Annotated in this window: 14 protein-coding genes and 1 pseudogene; 9 read left to right on the forward strand and 6 right to left on the reverse strand. The window is 56.9% G+C overall.

Annotated elements, in window-relative coordinates; translation table 11 throughout:
* From ACQUTI_RS24510 to ACQUTI_RS24530, 5 genes and pseudogenes are all read left to right on the forward strand, one after another.
* A pseudogene (locus ACQUTI_RS24510) lies at positions 1–257 on the forward strand (hypothetical protein); the annotation flags it as partial.
* Between the two features lie 549 nt (positions 258–806).
* A complete protein-coding gene (locus ACQUTI_RS24515; RefSeq protein ID WP_004892498.1) occupies positions 807–1,226 on the forward strand; it encodes a translesion error-prone DNA polymerase V autoproteolytic subunit in 420 nt (139 codons plus the stop codon).
* 1 nt (position 1,227) lies between these two features.
* Positions 1,228–2,493: a Y-family DNA polymerase gene (locus tag ACQUTI_RS24520; RefSeq protein ID WP_004892495.1), complete on the forward strand. Its 1,266-nt coding sequence runs from the start codon at positions 1,228–1,230 to the stop codon at positions 2,491–2,493.
* Between the two features lie 174 nt (positions 2,494–2,667).
* A complete protein-coding gene (locus tag ACQUTI_RS24525; protein ID WP_001554382.1) occupies positions 2,668–3,096 on the forward strand; it encodes a GFA family protein in 429 nt (142 codons plus the stop codon).
* Between the two features lie 219 nt (positions 3,097–3,315).
* Positions 3,316–4,476 (forward strand): lysogenic conversion protein, encoded by a 1,161-nt coding sequence (locus tag ACQUTI_RS24530; RefSeq protein WP_428923398.1) that lies wholly within the window; start codon positions 3,316–3,318, stop codon positions 4,474–4,476.
* A gap of 231 nt (positions 4,477–4,707) precedes the next feature.
* Here the strand turns inward: ACQUTI_RS24530 and ACQUTI_RS24535 are convergent, their stop codons facing one another.
* The 4 genes from ACQUTI_RS24535 to ACQUTI_RS24550 form a co-directional block, all read right to left on the reverse strand.
* On the reverse strand, positions 4,708–5,385 hold the full coding sequence (locus ACQUTI_RS24535; protein ID WP_004892492.1) for an SOS response-associated peptidase: 678 nt from the start codon (positions 5,383–5,385) through the stop codon (positions 4,708–4,710).
* A gap of 204 nt (positions 5,386–5,589) precedes the next feature.
* The gene (gene sapB / locus ACQUTI_RS24540; protein WP_017900865.1) at positions 5,590–6,555 is read right to left on the reverse strand and encodes a putrescine export ABC transporter permease SapB; all 966 of its coding nucleotides are present in this window, start codon (positions 6,553–6,555) and stop codon (positions 5,590–5,592) included.
* On the reverse strand, positions 6,552–8,195 hold the full coding sequence (gene sapA, locus ACQUTI_RS24545) for an ABC transporter substrate-binding protein SapA (RefSeq protein WP_023318043.1): 1,644 nt from the start codon (positions 8,193–8,195) through the stop codon (positions 6,552–6,554). The genes sapB and sapA overlap by 4 nt, the downstream gene beginning before the upstream one ends.
* A 334-nt stretch (positions 8,196–8,529) precedes the next feature.
* The gene (locus ACQUTI_RS24550; protein WP_428923399.1) at positions 8,530–9,438 is read right to left on the reverse strand and encodes an SDR family oxidoreductase; all 909 of its coding nucleotides are present in this window, start codon (positions 9,436–9,438) and stop codon (positions 8,530–8,532) included.
* Positions 9,439–9,545: 107 nt separating this feature from the next.
* Between ACQUTI_RS24550 and ACQUTI_RS24555 the strand changes: the two genes are divergently transcribed.
* On the forward strand, positions 9,546–10,388 hold the full coding sequence (locus tag ACQUTI_RS24555; RefSeq protein ID WP_049093361.1) for a helix-turn-helix transcriptional regulator: 843 nt from the start codon (positions 9,546–9,548) through the stop codon (positions 10,386–10,388).
* On the opposite strand, the gene ACQUTI_RS24560 is transcribed toward ACQUTI_RS24555, so the two are convergent.
* Positions 10,355–12,676 (reverse strand): helix-turn-helix domain-containing protein, encoded by a 2,322-nt coding sequence (locus tag ACQUTI_RS24560; protein ID WP_211774277.1) that lies wholly within the window; start codon positions 12,674–12,676, stop codon positions 10,355–10,357. The genes ACQUTI_RS24555 and ACQUTI_RS24560 overlap by 34 nt on opposite strands.
* Before the next feature lie 171 nt (positions 12,677–12,847).
* Between ACQUTI_RS24560 and ACQUTI_RS24565 the strand changes: the two genes are divergently transcribed.
* Both ACQUTI_RS24565 and ACQUTI_RS24570 read left to right on the forward strand, forming a co-directional pair.
* The gene (locus ACQUTI_RS24565; protein WP_004203907.1) at positions 12,848–14,017 is read left to right on the forward strand and encodes a M20 aminoacylase family protein; all 1,170 of its coding nucleotides are present in this window, start codon (positions 12,848–12,850) and stop codon (positions 14,015–14,017) included.
* 25 nt (positions 14,018–14,042) lie between these two features.
* Positions 14,043–15,434, forward strand: a complete 1,392-nt coding sequence (locus ACQUTI_RS24570) for an MFS transporter (RefSeq protein WP_126494417.1) — start codon at positions 14,043–14,045, stop codon at positions 15,432–15,434.
* Here ACQUTI_RS24570 and pspF read toward each other — a convergent pair.
* On the reverse strand, positions 15,425–16,414 hold the full coding sequence (gene pspF / locus ACQUTI_RS24575; protein ID WP_017900793.1) for a phage shock protein operon transcriptional activator: 990 nt from the start codon (positions 16,412–16,414) through the stop codon (positions 15,425–15,427). The two genes, ACQUTI_RS24570 and pspF, sit on opposite strands and share 10 nt — an antisense overlap.
* A gap of 152 nt (positions 16,415–16,566) precedes the next feature.
* On the opposite strand from pspF, the gene pspA reads away from it, so the two are divergent.
* Positions 16,567–17,235 carry a phage shock protein PspA gene (gene pspA / locus ACQUTI_RS24580; RefSeq protein WP_004203910.1) on the forward strand — a complete coding sequence of 223 codons (669 nt, stop codon included), beginning with the start codon at positions 16,567–16,569 and terminating at the stop codon, positions 17,233–17,235.
* Positions 17,236–17,269: the final 34 nt, after the last annotated feature.

Genomic DNA, 17,269 nt, shown 5'->3' on the forward strand with positions numbered 1-17,269 from the left:
GCTTGATACTGATACGAAAACAGGGTCACCTGAAGGAGCTACGTGTTGAATCAACCCCTCCAGTGGAGGGGATCATTGCTCGTAGAAGAGAACGCTATCCAGAAGATGTTTTTTTATTTCAGAGCCATTCTAACCGTGTGAAGTACCAACGCCGGCCGGTCACTATAATTGCTTTCAACGCCGCTTTACGTCGCGCCGCTAGATCATTACCAGACGTTAACGTAAGCAGTAGTAGCGCGAGAAACATACCGGACTAACCGCTTGTCCAGTCGCGTGTGGCCGATGTGACAGGCGTGGGGGTGAAGACTATTTACAAATATTTGCCAGTACAATACGGCGATAAAAAATCCCCTTGAGCAGGCACACTCAAGGGGAAAATACTACATAACATCATTGCTGTGTGCGTCTTTGCGCTCATCTATCTTCCAAGAAGATGCCTAAAGCTTCCAGATATTTCTGGTCTGAGCAGTTAAAACATCGGATCGGCGGCCTATGTGATAGGAGGGAGTGAAGACGATTTATAAATATTTACCAGCCGGTTAAGTTTGCTCACCTGCGAACCGTATGCAAGAGATCGCAGGTGAGCAATTTGCTATGAAGGCATTGCCATAGCTGAAAAATTTTAACCGCACCCTGTTTGTAAAACCATCAAACAGCTAAGGCCTGAAAACACTTTAAGACTTACCTTACTCGTTACATCAATGTGTTACGGCAATGACATAAATTGATAGCCAGAGCCTATATTGATATGTCGCCCTGTTAAAACTACTGTATATAAAAACAGTATTAATGTGAGCGAGACTATTATGCAGTTCTACACTCCCGTTGAGTTACGTCAGATCATGCTGCTCCCGTTGTACAGCGACCTTGTGCAATGTGGTTTTCCAAGTCCTGCACAGGATTATGTTGAGCAACGCATCGATCTGAACGAGTTGCTCGTTAACCACCCCAGTGCGACGTATTTTGTCAAAGCCGCGGGCGACAGTATGAAAGACGCCGGCATAGGGGAGGGTGATCTTCTTGTTGTGGATAGCTCAAGGACAGCAGTTCATGGCGATATCGTTATCGCTGCAGTGGATGGGGAATTCACCGTTAAGAAGCTGCAGCTGCATCCGCGGGTTCAGCTTAACCCAATGAACCCTGCATATTCGCCGATAGTCGTCGATAGCGAGGATACTCTCGATGTGTTCGGGGTGGTTACGTACATCATTAAATCGGCTGGCTGAAATGTTTGCACTTTGCGATGTGAACTCATTTTACGCATCGTGCGAGACCGTATTTCGTCCTGACCTGAAGGGGCGGCCGGTGGTCGTCCTGTCAAACAACGACGGCTGCGTGATCGCCCGTTCGCAAGAGGCTAAGCCCTTCGTCAAAATGGGTGAGCCTTATTTCAAGCAAAAGGACATGTTTCGCCGGCACGGTATTATCGCGTTTAGCAGCAACTATGAGCTTTATGCCGATATGTCCAACCGAGTGATGACAACGCTGGAGGAACTCTCTCCACGCTGCGAAATTTACAGTATTGATGAGGCATTTTGCGATCTGACTGGTGTGCGTAACTGTCGCGATCTTACCGACTTTGGCAGGGAAATTCGCGAGACGGTACTGCGCAGGACACACCTTACTGTCGGAGTGGGCATCGCCCAGACTAAAACCCTGGCGAAGCTGGCCAATCATGCTGCGAAACAGTGGCAGCGGCAGACCGGAGGAGTGGTGGATCTGTCTAATCAGGAAAGGCAGAGGAAGTTGATGGCTTTGCTTCCGGTGGATGAGGTCTGGGGAGTCGGGCGCCGCCTCAGTAAAAAACTGGAGGCAATGGGCATTAAAACAGTGCTTCAACTGGCGGATACAGATATCAGGTTTATCCGGAAGCATTTTAATGTGGTTCTGGAAAGAACAGTACGTGAGCTGCGTGGCGAGCCATGCCTTGGTCTTGAAGAATTCGCGCCGGTAAAGCAGGAAATTGTGTGCAGCCGTTCTTTCGGTGGCCGCATCACTGAATATCATGAAATGCGACAGGCGATATGCAGCTATGCATCGCGCGCAGCCGAGAAACTTCGCGGCGAGCATCAGTACTGCCGGTTTATCTCCGCTTTTGTCAAAACCAGCCCCTTTGCGCTCAACGAGCCATATTACGGCAACAGCGCATCTGTAAAGCTGCTTACGCCAACCCAGGATAGCCGGGACATAATTACCGCGGCGACGAAATGCCTCGATGTAATCTGGCGAGACGGACATCGCTACCAAAAAGCAGGGGTGATGCTTGGGGATTTCTACAGCCAGGGCGTTGCGCAGCTCAACCTCTTCGACGACAACGCACCACGGAAAAATAGCGAGAAACTGATGGAAGTTCTCGACCATCTCAACGCAAAGGATGGCAGGGGGACACTGTATTTTGCAGGGCAGGGGATCCAGACTGCCTGGCAGATGAAGCGGGAAATGCTTTCGCCTCGCTATACTACGAGGTTCTGTGACCTGCTCAAAGTTAGATGATTAGGCCATTAACGGTAGTGGTTATGCTGCTACAACAGTCCGCTTAGAGCGAAGAGCGGATATTCAGACCGACTGATAGCTGATTTTGAGTTGCCAAAAAGAGCGCTCCTATTCAGTACAAAAAGATGGTAATGTTTCATAAAATCTCTTAGACCTTGCAGGAATGGTTTTGAAATGAATGGATCTTGTTTGTGTGGAACAATTGAATTTGAACTTACTCATAAACCAGCAGTGTTTTATCGTTGTCATTGCTCGCTTTGCAGAAAGCAGAGCGGTGTGGGTTACAATCTCGCCACACTAGTCAAAGACAGTGAGTTTCGCTGGATTAAAGGGGAAAACTGCATTGCTTCATGGTCTAAGCCAACGGGGTACCGTACAGATTTTTGCAATGTATGTGGCTCAACTGTGCCTAACAGTCTGCGAGACGTACCTTATGTCTGGGTTCCTGTTGGTTTAATTGACGAACGTCTTGAAATGGAATGTGCAGGAGACTTCTGCACTGATGATGCAATGCCCTGGGATGAAACCCGCTCACCTAGTTGTCACGCTGGACCTGTCGAGTCGCTAGCCTCGCTTTTAAAGTACCTGAAACTCAATTCCTGAGCGTCAGCATTTGGCACAGAGCGGACAAGCTCACTGGACTGAAGGTCTGCGGTGAACGAGGAGCGGAGGCTAGCAGTTGAGCTCGTAGCCAAATAGTCGCATTACTAACATTGCGACGTGTTAATCAACGCGGAGCAGATCACGCTGGAGTGATATTCCTGTCGCAAGGCTCTAGATAATCCGTATATAATCATTATTCGAATCTTCGATGGAATGAATATGATGACAGAACCTTTAAGTTGGGAGCGCTGGCGCAAGGTTTACTTGAACAAGAAAAACAAAAAAAGAGCCTCGCTTGAACGGTGGGGACTACGAAACCTACATTCTGTAGAAGCTCTTGATCACATTGTTTCTGAAGTTAAAACAACATACTTAAACAACAATCCATATATTAAAGTCAGCGCAAACTCAGTTTGGGTTGATGGCACACCTCAGGCAAAGTTTACCGTAAGCAAGTACGAAAATGTGAAAAACTCCTCTACGAGTTACGGCAACACGAATCAGGTAAGTCTTAAAGCCAGGAAAGATGAAGTCCTTAACTGCGAACTAGCAGACCTTTTGTTTATCTTCAATGAATTTAACAGCCAAAATGGTTTTAAAAAAGTCCGTGCCGTTTTATTACAGGGCAAGTGCTCAGAAAAAAACAATTTATTGCCCGATGGACCTTCAACAGAAAAAGAAAGGAAGTTACTTGAATCGGTTAACCGGGAAGAATTGCTGACCTTATATCCTGGTACTAAAGCATCTGGTAATAAAATAGGGACGTACAAACTTGGTGGATATCAACCGGGACTCGCTGATTGCGCCAAGTATCTGATGATGCCGAAATATGAAGCGTGGAACTATAAATATCCTGAAGATACAGGACCTTACGTGATAGGTTGGCCAGAAAATTCGTCAAGTAAAAGTCTCGGTGTAACAAAAAATTACTTAGATGCAGTCATCGATGAAATGCTCAAATTTCAAACCATGGGAAGAGAGGTTAAATTCAAAAATGGCGATATAGACAGGACATGCGAATGGTCAAAAATGATAGATGACTTGCTGACAAGTTATCATGGCGTAACTATGAAGGGCTATGATCGTCAAAGGCGTTTCTATAAGTCATCTGGATATATTCCTAGCCATATTCAAAACCTTGGTTTTATGATCGATGATGTCAGTCTTTTGAGCCTCTTACAAATAGATTCTGATGATTTTGTCTGGTATTATCGCACTCGTTATGATTATTTTCTAAAAAAATATGGCATTCAGGTTGCAAAGTTAATACAACATAAGTTTGAGCAATATTTAAATTTACTTATTTCAGAGCAGGGACCTGTAATTCCGACGATAATTATAAATATTGATTATAATGAAGGTGAATTTTTTCGAGGTTAAATTATCATCATGCGGAAAATTAAATCCCTGTTTATACAGGGTTTCTCTTTTCTGCTCTAGTATCCATTAGAACCCCTCATTTATCACAGGGAAATTTCCGATTTATTATTTCTTATTTCATAAGATTTGTAAAAAGGACATGGTTATGGCTTATATCATGTGCTCCCAGCTAACTAATATAGCATGATGTTAGCAAGTTCCGCTTATGGCACATTCCGGACGTCATTAAAGCTACAGGCTTTTGATAGCCTCAATCAATTCAGGTCCCTGATTCTTCACGTTACCCACCGCGCGTGAAACTGGGCGCCATGTGAAATGGTCTGCTGACAGAGCGCCATCTGCAATTATTTTCTCTGCCTCCTTCCCTGCGATATCCCGCCTCATCCATTCGCGTGCTGCCTCCGGTGACAAAACCAGTGGCCGGCGGTCGTGAATATCTATCAGCCCTTTATCTGCTGCTGCGGTGACAATCAGAAAGCCTTCGGCTTCGTCTCCACGTTCAAATGGTGTACTCCCGATTGCCGCCATGAATATCGGCTGGCCATCGGCTCGATGGATAAAGTAGGGCTGCTTCTTGTCGCCTTCTTTTTTCCATTCGAACCATCCATCAGCAAAGCAGATCGCCCGGCCATGTTGCCAGAGAGGTTTAAACATTCTGCTAGCGGCTGCCGTTTCGACGCGTGCGTTAATCAGAGGCGGTTTATCCCACCACCCGGGTGCGTAACCCCAGTGAACCGGATCGAGGTGCAGTTGTTCGTCTCGTTCGCTCAGGAGCAAAACTTTAGTCCCCGGCGCCACGTTGTAACGCCCAATCGGCTCAGGGTCGTATGCGATGTCGCGCTCAGCTTCTTCTGCAAGATAAGCCAGGTATTCTTCGCGTGTCTGTGATTGGGCAAATCGTCCGCACATGGTTACCTCCAGTCTTCAGACTGAAAGTATAGAAGGTGTGGAGGAAACGTAGGAAGGGAACTCCGACAGCCACCTAACTGATGACTGTCGGAGATGACGTCAAAAACAATGTGTACAAAATTGTGTATTAAAATCAGGAAAATTGCACAATTTAAAAATTTAACTCATTGTTTTTAATTGACAAAAATATTTATTGTGTAGGTGCTATCGTAGGGCATACCATTCCTTATGTTTCAGTGGGTTAGCCATGGCACCGAGAATATCGGAAATCACGTTGACAATAATCACCAGCGCGCCAATCACCATTACTCCGGCGGAGATCGCCGCGTAGTCCTGCTGACGAATGGCGTTGATCAGCCAGCGGCCCAGTCCGGGCCAGCTGAACACCATCTCGGTGATCATCGCCAGGGTGAGCATGGTGGAAAACTGCAGGCCGAGGCGCGGGATCACCGGCGGCAGGGCGTTGTGCAGCACGTGGCGCAGTAGAATTTTGCGTCGCGACACGCCGCGGGTGGCGGCCGCCTTGACGTAGTTGGTGTCATAGACCTCGCTGGTGCTAATGCGCATCAGGCGGATCACTTCGGTAGTAGGGGCTACCGCCAGGGTCAGCACCGGCAGTACCATATGCCGGGCGGCGCTGACGATCATCTCATGGCGCCACGGCGAGTCCGAAAGCCAGGCGTCGATCAGCGCGAAACCGGTGACGTTTTTCACCTCATACAGCAGGTCGAAGCGGCCGGAGACCGGAAGCCAGCCGAGGGTCAGGGAGAAGAAGAGGGTCAGGAGCAGCGCGAGCCAGAAGACCGGGATCGAAAAACCGACCAGCGCAACGGCGCTGATCAGGGTATCGGGCCATTTGTTGCGCATCACACCGGCAATCATCCCCACCGGAATGCCAATCAGCAGGGCAAAGCCGAAGGCGAGGATGCACAGCTCCATGGTCGCCGGGAACACCTCGCGCAACTGCTCGGAAATCAACTGGCCGTTGATGCTGGAGACGCCAAAATCCCAGTGTAGTACCCCTTCAAACCAGAACAGCCACGCATTCCACAGGGTCGCGCCCTGCAGCGGGGCATGGGGGGTGAAGTAGCTCAGGCTGAAGCCGACAAAGGTCAGAAAAAAGAGGGTGACCAACAGCAGCAGCAGACGGCGCAGGGTAAAAATAATCATGGTTTTTTCACCTCTTCGTTTTTCTCCCGCGATACGCCAGCGAAGGAAGCGTTACCGAAGGGGCTAAGCACCAGACCTTTCATATCATAGCGATAGGCCTGCAACCGCAGCGACGAGGCCAGCGGCAGGACCGGCAGTTCACGGGCGAGGATGCGCTGGGCCTCTTTGTAAGCGTCCATCCGCGAGGAGAGCTGTTGCGAGAGCAGCGCTTTTTGCAGCACGTCATCAAATTCCCGGTTACACCAGTGGGCAAAGTTGGTTTGCGAGGCGATCGCCGCGCAGCTCAGCAGCGGCCGGAAGAAGCTGTCCGGATCGTTACTGTCCGTCGCCCAGCCGGAGAGCGTCAGGTCATGGTTCATGTCCATCAGCCGCGCCTCCTGGAAGCGCCCCTCCACCGGCATGATGATTACTTTGACGCCAATCTGCGCCATATCCGCCTGGATCAGCTCGGCTGTTTTCAACGGGCTGGGGTTCCACGCCTGCGAGCTGGTGGGAACCCACAGCTTGAGGGTAAGATTTTCCAGCCCCAGCGCCTTCAGACGAGCACGAGCCTCCTGGGGATTATATTCGGTAATCTTAGCGTCGTTATCGTAGGCCCAGGAGGCGCGCGGCAGCATCGACGCCGCCGTCTCCGCGGTGCCGTAGTAGATGGATTGCATCAGGCGCTGGTTGTTGATGGCCAGCGCCAGCGCGTGGCGTACCTCCGGGTTGTCCAGCGGCGGCTTGGCGGTGTTGAAGGCCAGCCAGGCAATGTTCATCCCCGGACGCAGCGTCAGGCGCAGGCGCGGGTCGTCACGCAGGATCGTCAACTGGCTGGCGGCCGGCCAGGCCAGCACGTCGCATTCGCCGGTCAGCAGTTTTGACAGGCGGCCGGTACCGCCGGAGCCGAGGTCGACCACCACCTGCGGCATCAACGGTTTGCCGCGCCAGTACCCGGGGTGGCGCTGAAGGCGAACATACTGTCCGGAGCGGTACTCGGACAACTGGAACGGGCCGGTGCCCACCGGCTGGCGATCGAGCTGTTCCTGACGATCGTCCTGCGTTAAGCGGGCGGCATATTCGGCGGAGGTAATCGACGCATAGTGGGTGGCAAGATGCCAGAGGAATGAGGCATCCGGCCGCTTGAGGCGAAATTCCACGGTCTGATTATCGAGCTTGCGGACGCTTTCCACGCTGTCGGCAAACTGCAGGCTGTCGAAATAGGGGAAGCTGCTGCCGTTGACGTTGTGCCAAGGGTGATCGCGGTTAAAGATGCGGCCAAAGGTAAAGATCACGTCATCGGCGTTGAAATCCCGCGTCGGGGAGAACCATGCCGTGCGTTGAAACGGGACGTGGCGACGCAGGTGAAAACGGTAGGTGGCGCCGTTATCAAGGACTTCCCAGCTCTCCGCCAGCTCGGGGACCAGCCGATAGGTATAAGGGTCGACGTCAAGCAGGCGATCGTAGATCTGCGCAGCCAGCGTATCGACGATCAGTCCGCTGCTCACTTTCTGCGGATTAAAGGTATTCACCTGGCCGCTGACGCAATAGACGAAACCGCTGTCGCGAATATCGGCGCGGTCGGGAAGCGCAGGGGCGGCAAAAGCCTGCCCACACAGCAGGGAAACCGCTGCCAGGAGAGATGACAATTTCAGGCGCATATTTTCTGTTTGATTATAGAGTTGAACTCTATCTTATTAAGATTCATAGACATTCACCACCGCCTTCAACAAGCCTGAGGGATAATGCGGTTACCGGGGGCGTATAGTATTCAGTCAATTGATTAAAATAGTCGCGGAACCGAGTCTGTATAATGAAACATGGTAACTTTTTATCGCCGATATCGCCAGTCAGCTCTGTTTGGCCGCGGTTGACCGGACGGTGGAAGCGACGCTAACGCCGAGGATAAATTCAGTATAGCGGGGAGAAAGCAGATGGTCCGACGGGCGGCTAACCCTACCCGTCGGGTGTAATAAAGGGATGGAACGTCTTCGCTTATTGTGACAACGTCACTTTTTGGTAATCCATATTCCGTAAATCCTCCAGCAGCCCGGGGCCGACCGGCTGCCACTGCAATCGCTCGCGGGTCCATGCCGAGCTGGCGCGCAGCTCAAGGGTGGTAAAGGGGGCAAACCAGCCGAACCAGGCGTCGGCCTGCGTCTCATCCAACTGGGTCTGCGGCAGATTTAAACCCCGGGCGATGACTGCGGCAATCTCACGTAACGCGATCCCCTCTTCAGCCACCGCATGGTAGCGTTCGCCCGCAGCGCCCTGCAGCAGGGCGCTGACGTACAGGCGCGCGACGTCATCGACATGGGCGGCGGACCAGCGGTTGTTCCCCTCGCCGCGCAAGGCCACCGCGCCGCTGGCGACCGCGCGCTCGATATAGCAGGTCAGCAGCCCCTGGCGCACGGTGTCATGCACCTGCGGCAGGCGAACCACCCGGACGTCCACTCCCGCCTCCAGCAGCTGCTGGCCGGCGAGCTCTGAAGCGGTGCGCGGACTGGGGTGCGCTGCGTTAAAGCACGACTCGCGGGCCGGGGCGCCGCCCCCGTCGTCGCCCATCAGAGTGCCGGAGGTGATGACCAGCGGCCGCTCGCTGCCGCGCAGCGCCTGGCCCATGGTCAGAATCGCCTGGCGGTCTTTCTCGCAGTTGGCGGCAAAGCGGCTGAAGTCGTGGTCGAAAGCGGTATGGATCACCGCGTCGGCGCGCTCGACGCCCGCCAGCAGCGAATCGGGGGCATCCAGCGTGCCGCGATGCACCTCGACGCCTGCCGCTTCCAGGGCCTGCGCCGTAGCGTCGGTGCGCGCGAGGCCGATAACCTGATGACCGGACGCCTGCAGCGCCGGAAGAATACGCGAGCCGATAAATCCGCTCGCGCCGGTAAGAAATATACGCATCATGAACCTCCTGAACGGGTTTTCAGGCGTATCCTACCCACGATGTCATACTATAAAAGTAGAGACATTATCGGGGTATAAATTCTAACAGGCAGACTCACAGGCAGATGATGAACACTTCTGACAATCATGCTTTAGGTGATTTTCTCCGCGCCAGGCGTCAGCGTCTCGACCCGGCGACGTTTGGCTTCCCGGCGGGACGCCGGCGCACGCCGGGCCTGCGTCGTGAAGAGGTCGCCCAGCTGGCCAGCATCAGCCCGACCTGGTATACCTGGCTTGAACAGGGCCGCGGCGGGGCGCCTTCCCGCGAGGTGCTGGAGCGGATCGCCCGCGGTCTGCGGCTGACCACCCCGGAGCGCGAACATCTGTTTATTCTCGCCTTCGGTCATCCGCCGCAGACCCGTTTGACGGTCACGGATGATATGACGCCGCGGCTGCAGCGGGTGCTCGACGCTTTCACCATTCCGGCGATTATCCGTACCGCCAGCTGGGACGTGATCGCCTGGAACGCGGCGGCGGCCAGGGTGCTGACCGACTACGGCCAGCTGCCGCTGGCGGAGCGCAACGTGCTGCGCCGCCTGTTTACCCGGCCTGAGGCCCGCTGCACCCTGGAGGACTGGCAGACGGTTGGGCAGCTTATCGTTAACGCCTTCCGCGCCGACGTCACGCGGATGGGCGCCACGAAAGAAACTGACCAGCTGATCGCGGAGCTCAGCCAGCAAAGCGTCGAGTTCGCCCGTTTCTGGCAAAGCCATGACGTCGCCGGCCACGGCGAAGGCTATAAGCGCATTAACCACCCGCAGATGGGCCCGCTCGATCTGGAGTTCACCTCTTTTGCCGTGGAAGGCCGCCCCGATCTGTCGCTGCTGGTTTTCAACCCGGCGACGACGGAGAGCCAGCGCAAAATTCACGGTTTGCTTCAGGCGTCAGGATCCTCGCCGGGGGAGAGCTGAGGGGTAAATTCGTACAGCGCCAGGGCGTTGCTCTCCAGCGAGTCGACCCGCAGCCAGTGGCCATCGAGCCGGGCCTCCTCCACGCTGAGCGCCGGACGAGCCTGATGCATCAGCCACTGATAATCTTCGGCGTCGGGGCCGCTGCGGCTGCGAAAGGCGTCCACCAGCGGGAACAGCGCGCCGTGGTGCTGATCGAACAGGTGCTGTTTGACGCGCCAGCGGCCCTTGAGCCCCTGCAGCCGCACACTGTACGGCTGGCTGAAGCGTTGAATAAAAGCCGCTTCGCTGGAGAGCCATGGGTTGTAGACCACCGTATTGCGCAGCAGTAGCTGGTAGTGCCCCTGATGATGGAGCAGCAGCAGGTTTTTGTCGTGGAACAGGATCTCGCCGCGCAGCCGTCGCCAGAGCCACAGCACCCAGTAAACCGGGCGCGGCAGCCCGTGCAGGTAGTGCAGCGCCAGGCTGGAGGTATCCAGCTTGCCGTTGGCGCGGGCTTCGCCCTGAAGGCCGGAATTTAACCAGAAGCCCGCCAGCCAGACCTGGTCAGCGACCCCCAGCAGATTATCCATCAACAGCGCGCCGCGAAAAAAGCGCCCGTTAGTATCCCGCGTATCGCCGGTCAGCGTATTCCACGAGAGCAGCCATAGCGGCAGGTTGAGCTGACGTTGACGCAGGGCGCTGTGGATCTGCCGCAGCTTATGCGCCGGATAGTGCTCGCTGGAGGCCAGACTGCTGCTGTCCGCCTGGGCCAGATCGAGCTGTTCGTTGGCATCCGCCTGGCAGGCGAGAAAATCGGCTTCCGCCAGCAGCGGCGAGTGGAACAGGGGATCGTCCCCGGGTGCGCTGGCGGCAAAGCGGTGCCAGATCCCCAGCTGCGGCTGGGGCAGAAGACGGTGAAGAACCTCGCGCTGCTGCCGCCAGGCGGCCTGGCGAGCCGCTTCGCTCGCCTGCGGCGACCAGTGCCAGACAAAGCGCCAACTGCTGAGCGTCGCCGGCGGAAAATGGTTGGCAGCGAGTTGCAGGAAGCGCTGCAGCAGGTCGCTGCGGGTGGTGACCCCGGTATGCAGGATCACCTGCCAGCCCATCACCGCCAGCCAGCTGAAGATCTGCTGCAGGTTGTACCAGCAGGCGTAGCCAGCCATCTGCGGATCGTCCCAGCCGGTGCCGAACAGGCGGCTGCTGAGAAAGGCGTCGTTGATATCGATGGCATACACAGGCAGGACGCGGTGCAACTGCTCCAGCTCGCGGCGCACGTCCTCCCGCAGCAGATCGTCCAGCTCGCGCACGGTCACCACCATCCGGGTATGGCGCAGCACTGCGGCGCGCGCCGGTCGCTGGTGCAGGTTGATCTCCCGGGTTTGCGGCGGATTGATCAGCAGCGGCTGGCTCTCCCTGTCGGGTGGTTCCGGCTCATTAAGGCGGGCGTAGAGCCGGTCCACGGCCACCGGCTGCCAGCGATCTCCCTGCGGCGGGCGCGGTCGGCCAGGCTCCCGGGGGGACTGCTCGCGATACTGGCGCGGCGTCACGCCATGGTGGCGCTTAAACAGATCGCTCATCATTCGCGTGCTGGCGAACCCCTGTTCGCGGGCAATTTGCTGAACGGGTTTGCGGGTGGTTAACAGCTGGTCGGCGGCGTGGCGCAGGCGCAGCGCGGTGAGGTACTGAACAAAACTGACCCCAACCTCCTTGTGAAACAGGCGTGACAGCCAGGCCTCGGAGACAAACTCTGCGGCCGCCACCTCCTGTAAAGAGAGACGGCGCTGATAGTTGGCGTCGATCCGCGCCACCACGCTGGCTATCCTCCGGCTCCATTTTTCTGAATCGCGCCGCGGCGTGGAGACGATGGGCTGGCTGAAGCGCGTGGCCAGCAGCAGCGCTATCTCGCTCAACCAGCGGTTGGCCTCCAGCCGGTAATGGTCGGGATGATTGACCAGACCGCTCACCAGCAGCTGGCGCATCAGGCGGCGCAGGCCGTCATCGGCATCCCGGGTGCGCGGCGATATCTGGTAGTCGACGGCAAAAAAAGTGGTGTCGAGGCGGGCCAGCCAGCTGGCGGCGAGGGTCAGGATCATCACCGCGTTGCCCCCGGCGCTGCGCAGGCTCCAGCGACGGTTGCGGTTAACGATCGCCAGCTCGTCGACGGCAAGCTGCTGCGGCGCACCTTCCGCCTCCGTTAGATTTACGCTCCCTTCCAGCACCCACAGCAGCGTCAGCAAATCGCTTTCCGGCTGGCTCAGCTGACGCACATCGCGCACGGTGACGCTAAAGTCGCCTGAATGCTGCTCCACATGGCTCTCCTCTGTCGACAAAAAGCAACCGGTTGTTTTTTGTCATAACCGATATGTATGAAAAACACTCATTGATTTCTCGTCAATATAAAACAAAAAACCGCGCCTGAAAGCTGTTTCACCCGCATAAACTCGAAAGTGTCGTGCAAACACAACACAGGAATAAAAAAAATGACACATCCGTTGCTTGAAGCCTTGCAGGTCAACGAGGCGCAATTTATTGCCTTACGTCGCCGGTTCCACCAGCAGCCGGAGATCGGCTTTGAAGAGCATCAGACCAGCAGCGAGGTCGCCCGACTGCTTGGCGAGTGGGGATACGAGGTTCACCGCGGCCTGGCGGGCACCGGAGTGGTGGGCACGCTGCGCGTCGGCCACGGAAAAAAACGCCTCGGCCTGCGGGCCGATATGGATGCGCTGCCGATGCAGGAGCGGAGCGGGAAGCCGTGGGCAAGCCAGGTCGAAGGGCGCTTTCACGGCTGCGGCCATGACGGGCACACCACCACGCTGCTCTACGCGGCTGAATATCTGGCGCGCACACGCCAGTTTAACGGGACGCTGCAGCTGATTTTCCAGCCCGCGGAAGAGTTACTGTACGGTGGGCGGGTAATGGTCGAGGACGGTCTGTTTGACCAGTTTCCCTGCGACGCCATCTTCGGCCTGCACAATATGCCGGGTCAGCCGCTGGGTAAAATCGGCCTGCGCGACGGGGCGATGATGGCCTCCTCCGATACGCTGCATATTGAAGTGAAGGGCGTTGGCGGCCACGGCGCGGTGCCGGAGCATACGGTGGATGCCACGCTGGTGGCCTGCCATATTACCCTCGCGCTGCAGTCCATCGTCTCGCGCAATATCACCCCGTTTGAGCCGGCGGTGGTAACCGTCGGCAGCATCCAGGCCGGACATGCGCCCAATATCATTAACGATCACGTGCTGATGAAGCTCACGGTGCGCACCCTCAATGAGCAGGTACGTGAGACCGTGCTGCAGCGGATCCATGACATTGCCGTGGCCCAAGCGGAGAGCTTCAACGCCACGGCCACGCTGACCCACGTCAACGGCAGCCCGGTATTGCGTAACGATCCGGCGGCAAACGCTATGGTGCGGGAGGTGGCGACAGCGCTGTTTGGCGCAGAGCAGGTGGGCGAGGTGAAGCCGTTTATGGGCAGTGAAGATTTCGCTTTCATGCTGGAGCAGCACCCCCACGGCAGTTATTTCACTATCGGCGCTGGGGACGAGCCGGATCGCTGCATGGTGCATAACCCGGGCTATGACTTCAACGACGCGCTGTTGCTAAGCGGGGCGGCGCTGTGGTGCGGCCTGACGGAACACTATCTGCGTTAATCACCGGAAACGGGAGGGCCATGCAATGAGCACTGTCACCGTAAGCGACACCCCCTTTGTCGGCAGCGATCGTCTGCTGGTAGGGATTGTGCTGAGCGTTTTAACCTTCTGGCTGTTTGCCCAGTCGGTGATTAACGTCGTGCCGGCGATGAAAAGCAGTCTTGATATTTCCCTTGAGACCCTAACCCTGGCCGTCAGCCTCAGCGCGCTGTTCAGCGGCTGTTTCGTGGTGGCCAGCGGCGGTCTGGCGGACAAGTTTGGCCGCATGCGGATGACCACCCTCGGACTGGGGCTGAGCATCATCGGCAGCGCCATGCTGGTACTGGCCCAGGGGCCGGGGCTGTTCCTCGCCGGCCGGGTGCTGCAGGGGCTGTCGGCGGCGTGCATTATGCCGGCGACGCTGGCGCTGATTAAGACCTGGTACCAGGGGCGCGCGCGTCAGCGGGCGGTCAGCTTTTGGGTCATCGGCTCGTGGGGCGGCAGCGGCCTGTGCTCTTTCGTTGGCGGAGCTATCGCCACCGGCCTGGGCTGGCGCTGGATCTTCGTCTTCTCCATTGCCGTCGCTCTGCTGGCGCTGTTTTTGCTGCGCGGCACGCCGGAGAGCCGCAGCGCCAGCGCCAGCCAGCATAAGCTGGACGTTGGCGGCCTGCTGAGCCTGATCGTCGGGCTGGTGCTGGTGAACCTGTTTATCAGCAAAGGCCACGGCTGGGGTTGGGCCAGTCCGCTGTCGTTGAGCATGCTGGCGGGGGGGATGATCGCTGGCGCGGTGTTTATTCGCAGCGGGCTGCGCAAAGGCGAGGCGGCGCTGATCGATTTTGCGCTGTTTCGCAACCGGGCCTACGGTGCGGCGGTGCTGTCGAACTTTCTGCTCAACGGGGCGATTGGCACCATGATGATCGCCAGCATCTGGCTACAGCAAGGGCACCACCTGACGCCGCTGGAGAGCGGAATGATGACCCTCGGCTATCTGGTCACCGTCCTGGCGATGATCCGGGTCGGCGAGAAGCTGCTGCAGCGCTATGGCGCCCGGCTGCCGATGATGGCCGGCCCGGTGCTGACCGCCATCGCCATCGGCCTGATATCCTGCACCTTCCTCGATAAGGCGCTGTATATCGGCGTGGTATTCGCCAGCAACGTGCTGTTCGGCCTCGGCCTGGGCTGCTACGCCACGCCGTCAACGGATACGGCGGTGGCCAACGCGCCGGAGAACAAAATTGGCGTCGCCTCGGGGATCTACAAGATGGGCAGCTCGCTGGGCGGAGCGATGGGCATTGCCGTGACAGCGTCACTTTTCGCGCTGTTTTTGCCGCTGGGCATGGCCCATGCCGCCCAGTATGCCCTGTGGTTCAACGCCGCCTTATGCCTGGGGGCGATGGCGGTGAGCGCGCTGCTGCTGCCGCGTACCTCTCACAGCTGATGCTTTTTCAGCAGCGCGCGGAGCTGGTGATAGGTTAACCCCAGCAGCTCCGCCGCCTGCTTCTGATGATACTTCGCCTGCTGCAGACTCCGCTGCAGCAGGCGTTTTTCCTGCTGTAGCTGAAAATCGCGTAGATCCAGCGGCAGGGCGGGCAGTTCGTCCCCGGACGCGGCCTCCGGCACGGAGGCGGCGGTCTGACGGAAAGGGTTGAGGATAATGGCGTCCAGCTCGTGCTCGCTGTCGCCATGGCGATAGACCGAGCGCTCGACGACGTTCTTCAGTTCACGAATATTCCCCGGCCAGTGGTAGCCGAGCAGCGTTGTGGTGGCACGTTCGCTGAAGCCGGGAAACAGCGGCAGACCGAGCTCGCGGCACATCTGAATGGCAAACTGGTTGGCGAGCAGCATGATATCGCTCTGCCGTTCGCGCAGCGGCGGGAGCTGCACCACGTCGAAGGCCAGACGGTCGAGCAGGTCGGCGCGAAAGTGGCCTTCCTCCACCATGCGCGGCAGGTCAGCGTTGGTGGCGCACACCAACCGGACGTTAACCTGCAGCGGCTGGCTGCCGCCCACGCGCTCCAGCTCGCCATATTCAATCACTCTCAACAGCTTCTCCTGCACCAGCATCGGGGCCGTCGCCAGCTCATCGAGAAACAGCGTCCCGCCATCGGCGCGCTCGAAGCGCCCGGGATGGCGCTTGCTGGCGCCGGTGAAGGCCCCGGCTTCGTGGCCGAACAGTTCCGAATCGAGCAGATTGTCGTTCAGCGCCGCGCAGTTCAGCGAGATAAACGGCCCCTGCCAGCGGGCGGAGAGGTAGTGCAGACGGTTGGCGATAAGCTCTTTCCCGGTACCGCGCTCGCCGATGACCAGCACCGGCTTATCCAGCGGAGCCAGTCGGGAAACCTGTTCCAGCACCTCGAGAAAGCTGTTGGCCTCGCCCAGCAGATTATCCTTGTACTGCGCCATGATGAATTTCGCCATTAAATAGTGGGATTAACCAGGTGAATGTAGCAATGCCCTGCGCAATTCGCAACCACTCTGTTTAAAATCAATAAGATAAAAAGTTGGCACGCCATTTGTATTAGCTAACCCACAGGTGAATGCCTGCAACCAGAACTATGAGGACTGAAATTATGGGTATTTTTTCTCGTTTTGCCGACATCGTGAACGCCAACATCAACTCCCTGCTGGAGAAAGCGGAGGACCCGCAAAAGCTGGTGCGTCTGATGATCCAGGAGATGGAAGACACGCTGGTTGAGGTACGTTCCACGTCGGCCCGCGCGCTGGCCGAAAAGAAACAGCTGACCCGTCGTATTGAGCAGGCGGTCGCCCAGCAGGCGGAATGGCAGGAAAAGGCCGAGCTGGCCCTGCGCAAAGAGAAAGAGGATCTGGCCCGGGCGGCGCTGATCGAAAAACAGAAGCTGACCGACCTTATTGCGCAGCTGGACCACGAAGTGCAGCTGGTGGATGAAACGCTGGCGCGGATGAAGAAAGAGATTGGCGAGCTGGAGAACAAACTCAGCGAAACCCGCGCTCGTCAGCAGGCGCTGGCGCTGCGTCATCAGGCGGCGAGTTCGTCGCGCGATGTGCGTCGCCAGCTGGACAGCGGTAAACTGGATGAGGCGATGGCGCGCTTTGAATCCTTTGAGCGTCGCATCGATCAGATGGAAGCGGAAGCGGAGAGCCACCGCTTTGGCAAGCAGCAGACGCTGGATCAGCAGTTTGCCGAACTGAAAGCGGACGATGAAATCAGCGAGCAGCTGGCGGCGTTGAAAGCCAAAATGAATCAGTCCAACCAGTAAGTACGATTGCGCGGCGCGGCGTTGCGCCGCGGCT

It is taken from the genome of Klebsiella sp. 7-CIP_Kleb. (assembly GCF_050378655.1).
In the GTDB taxonomy this organism is placed as follows: domain Bacteria; phylum Pseudomonadota; class Gammaproteobacteria; order Enterobacterales; family Enterobacteriaceae; genus Klebsiella; species Klebsiella quasipneumoniae.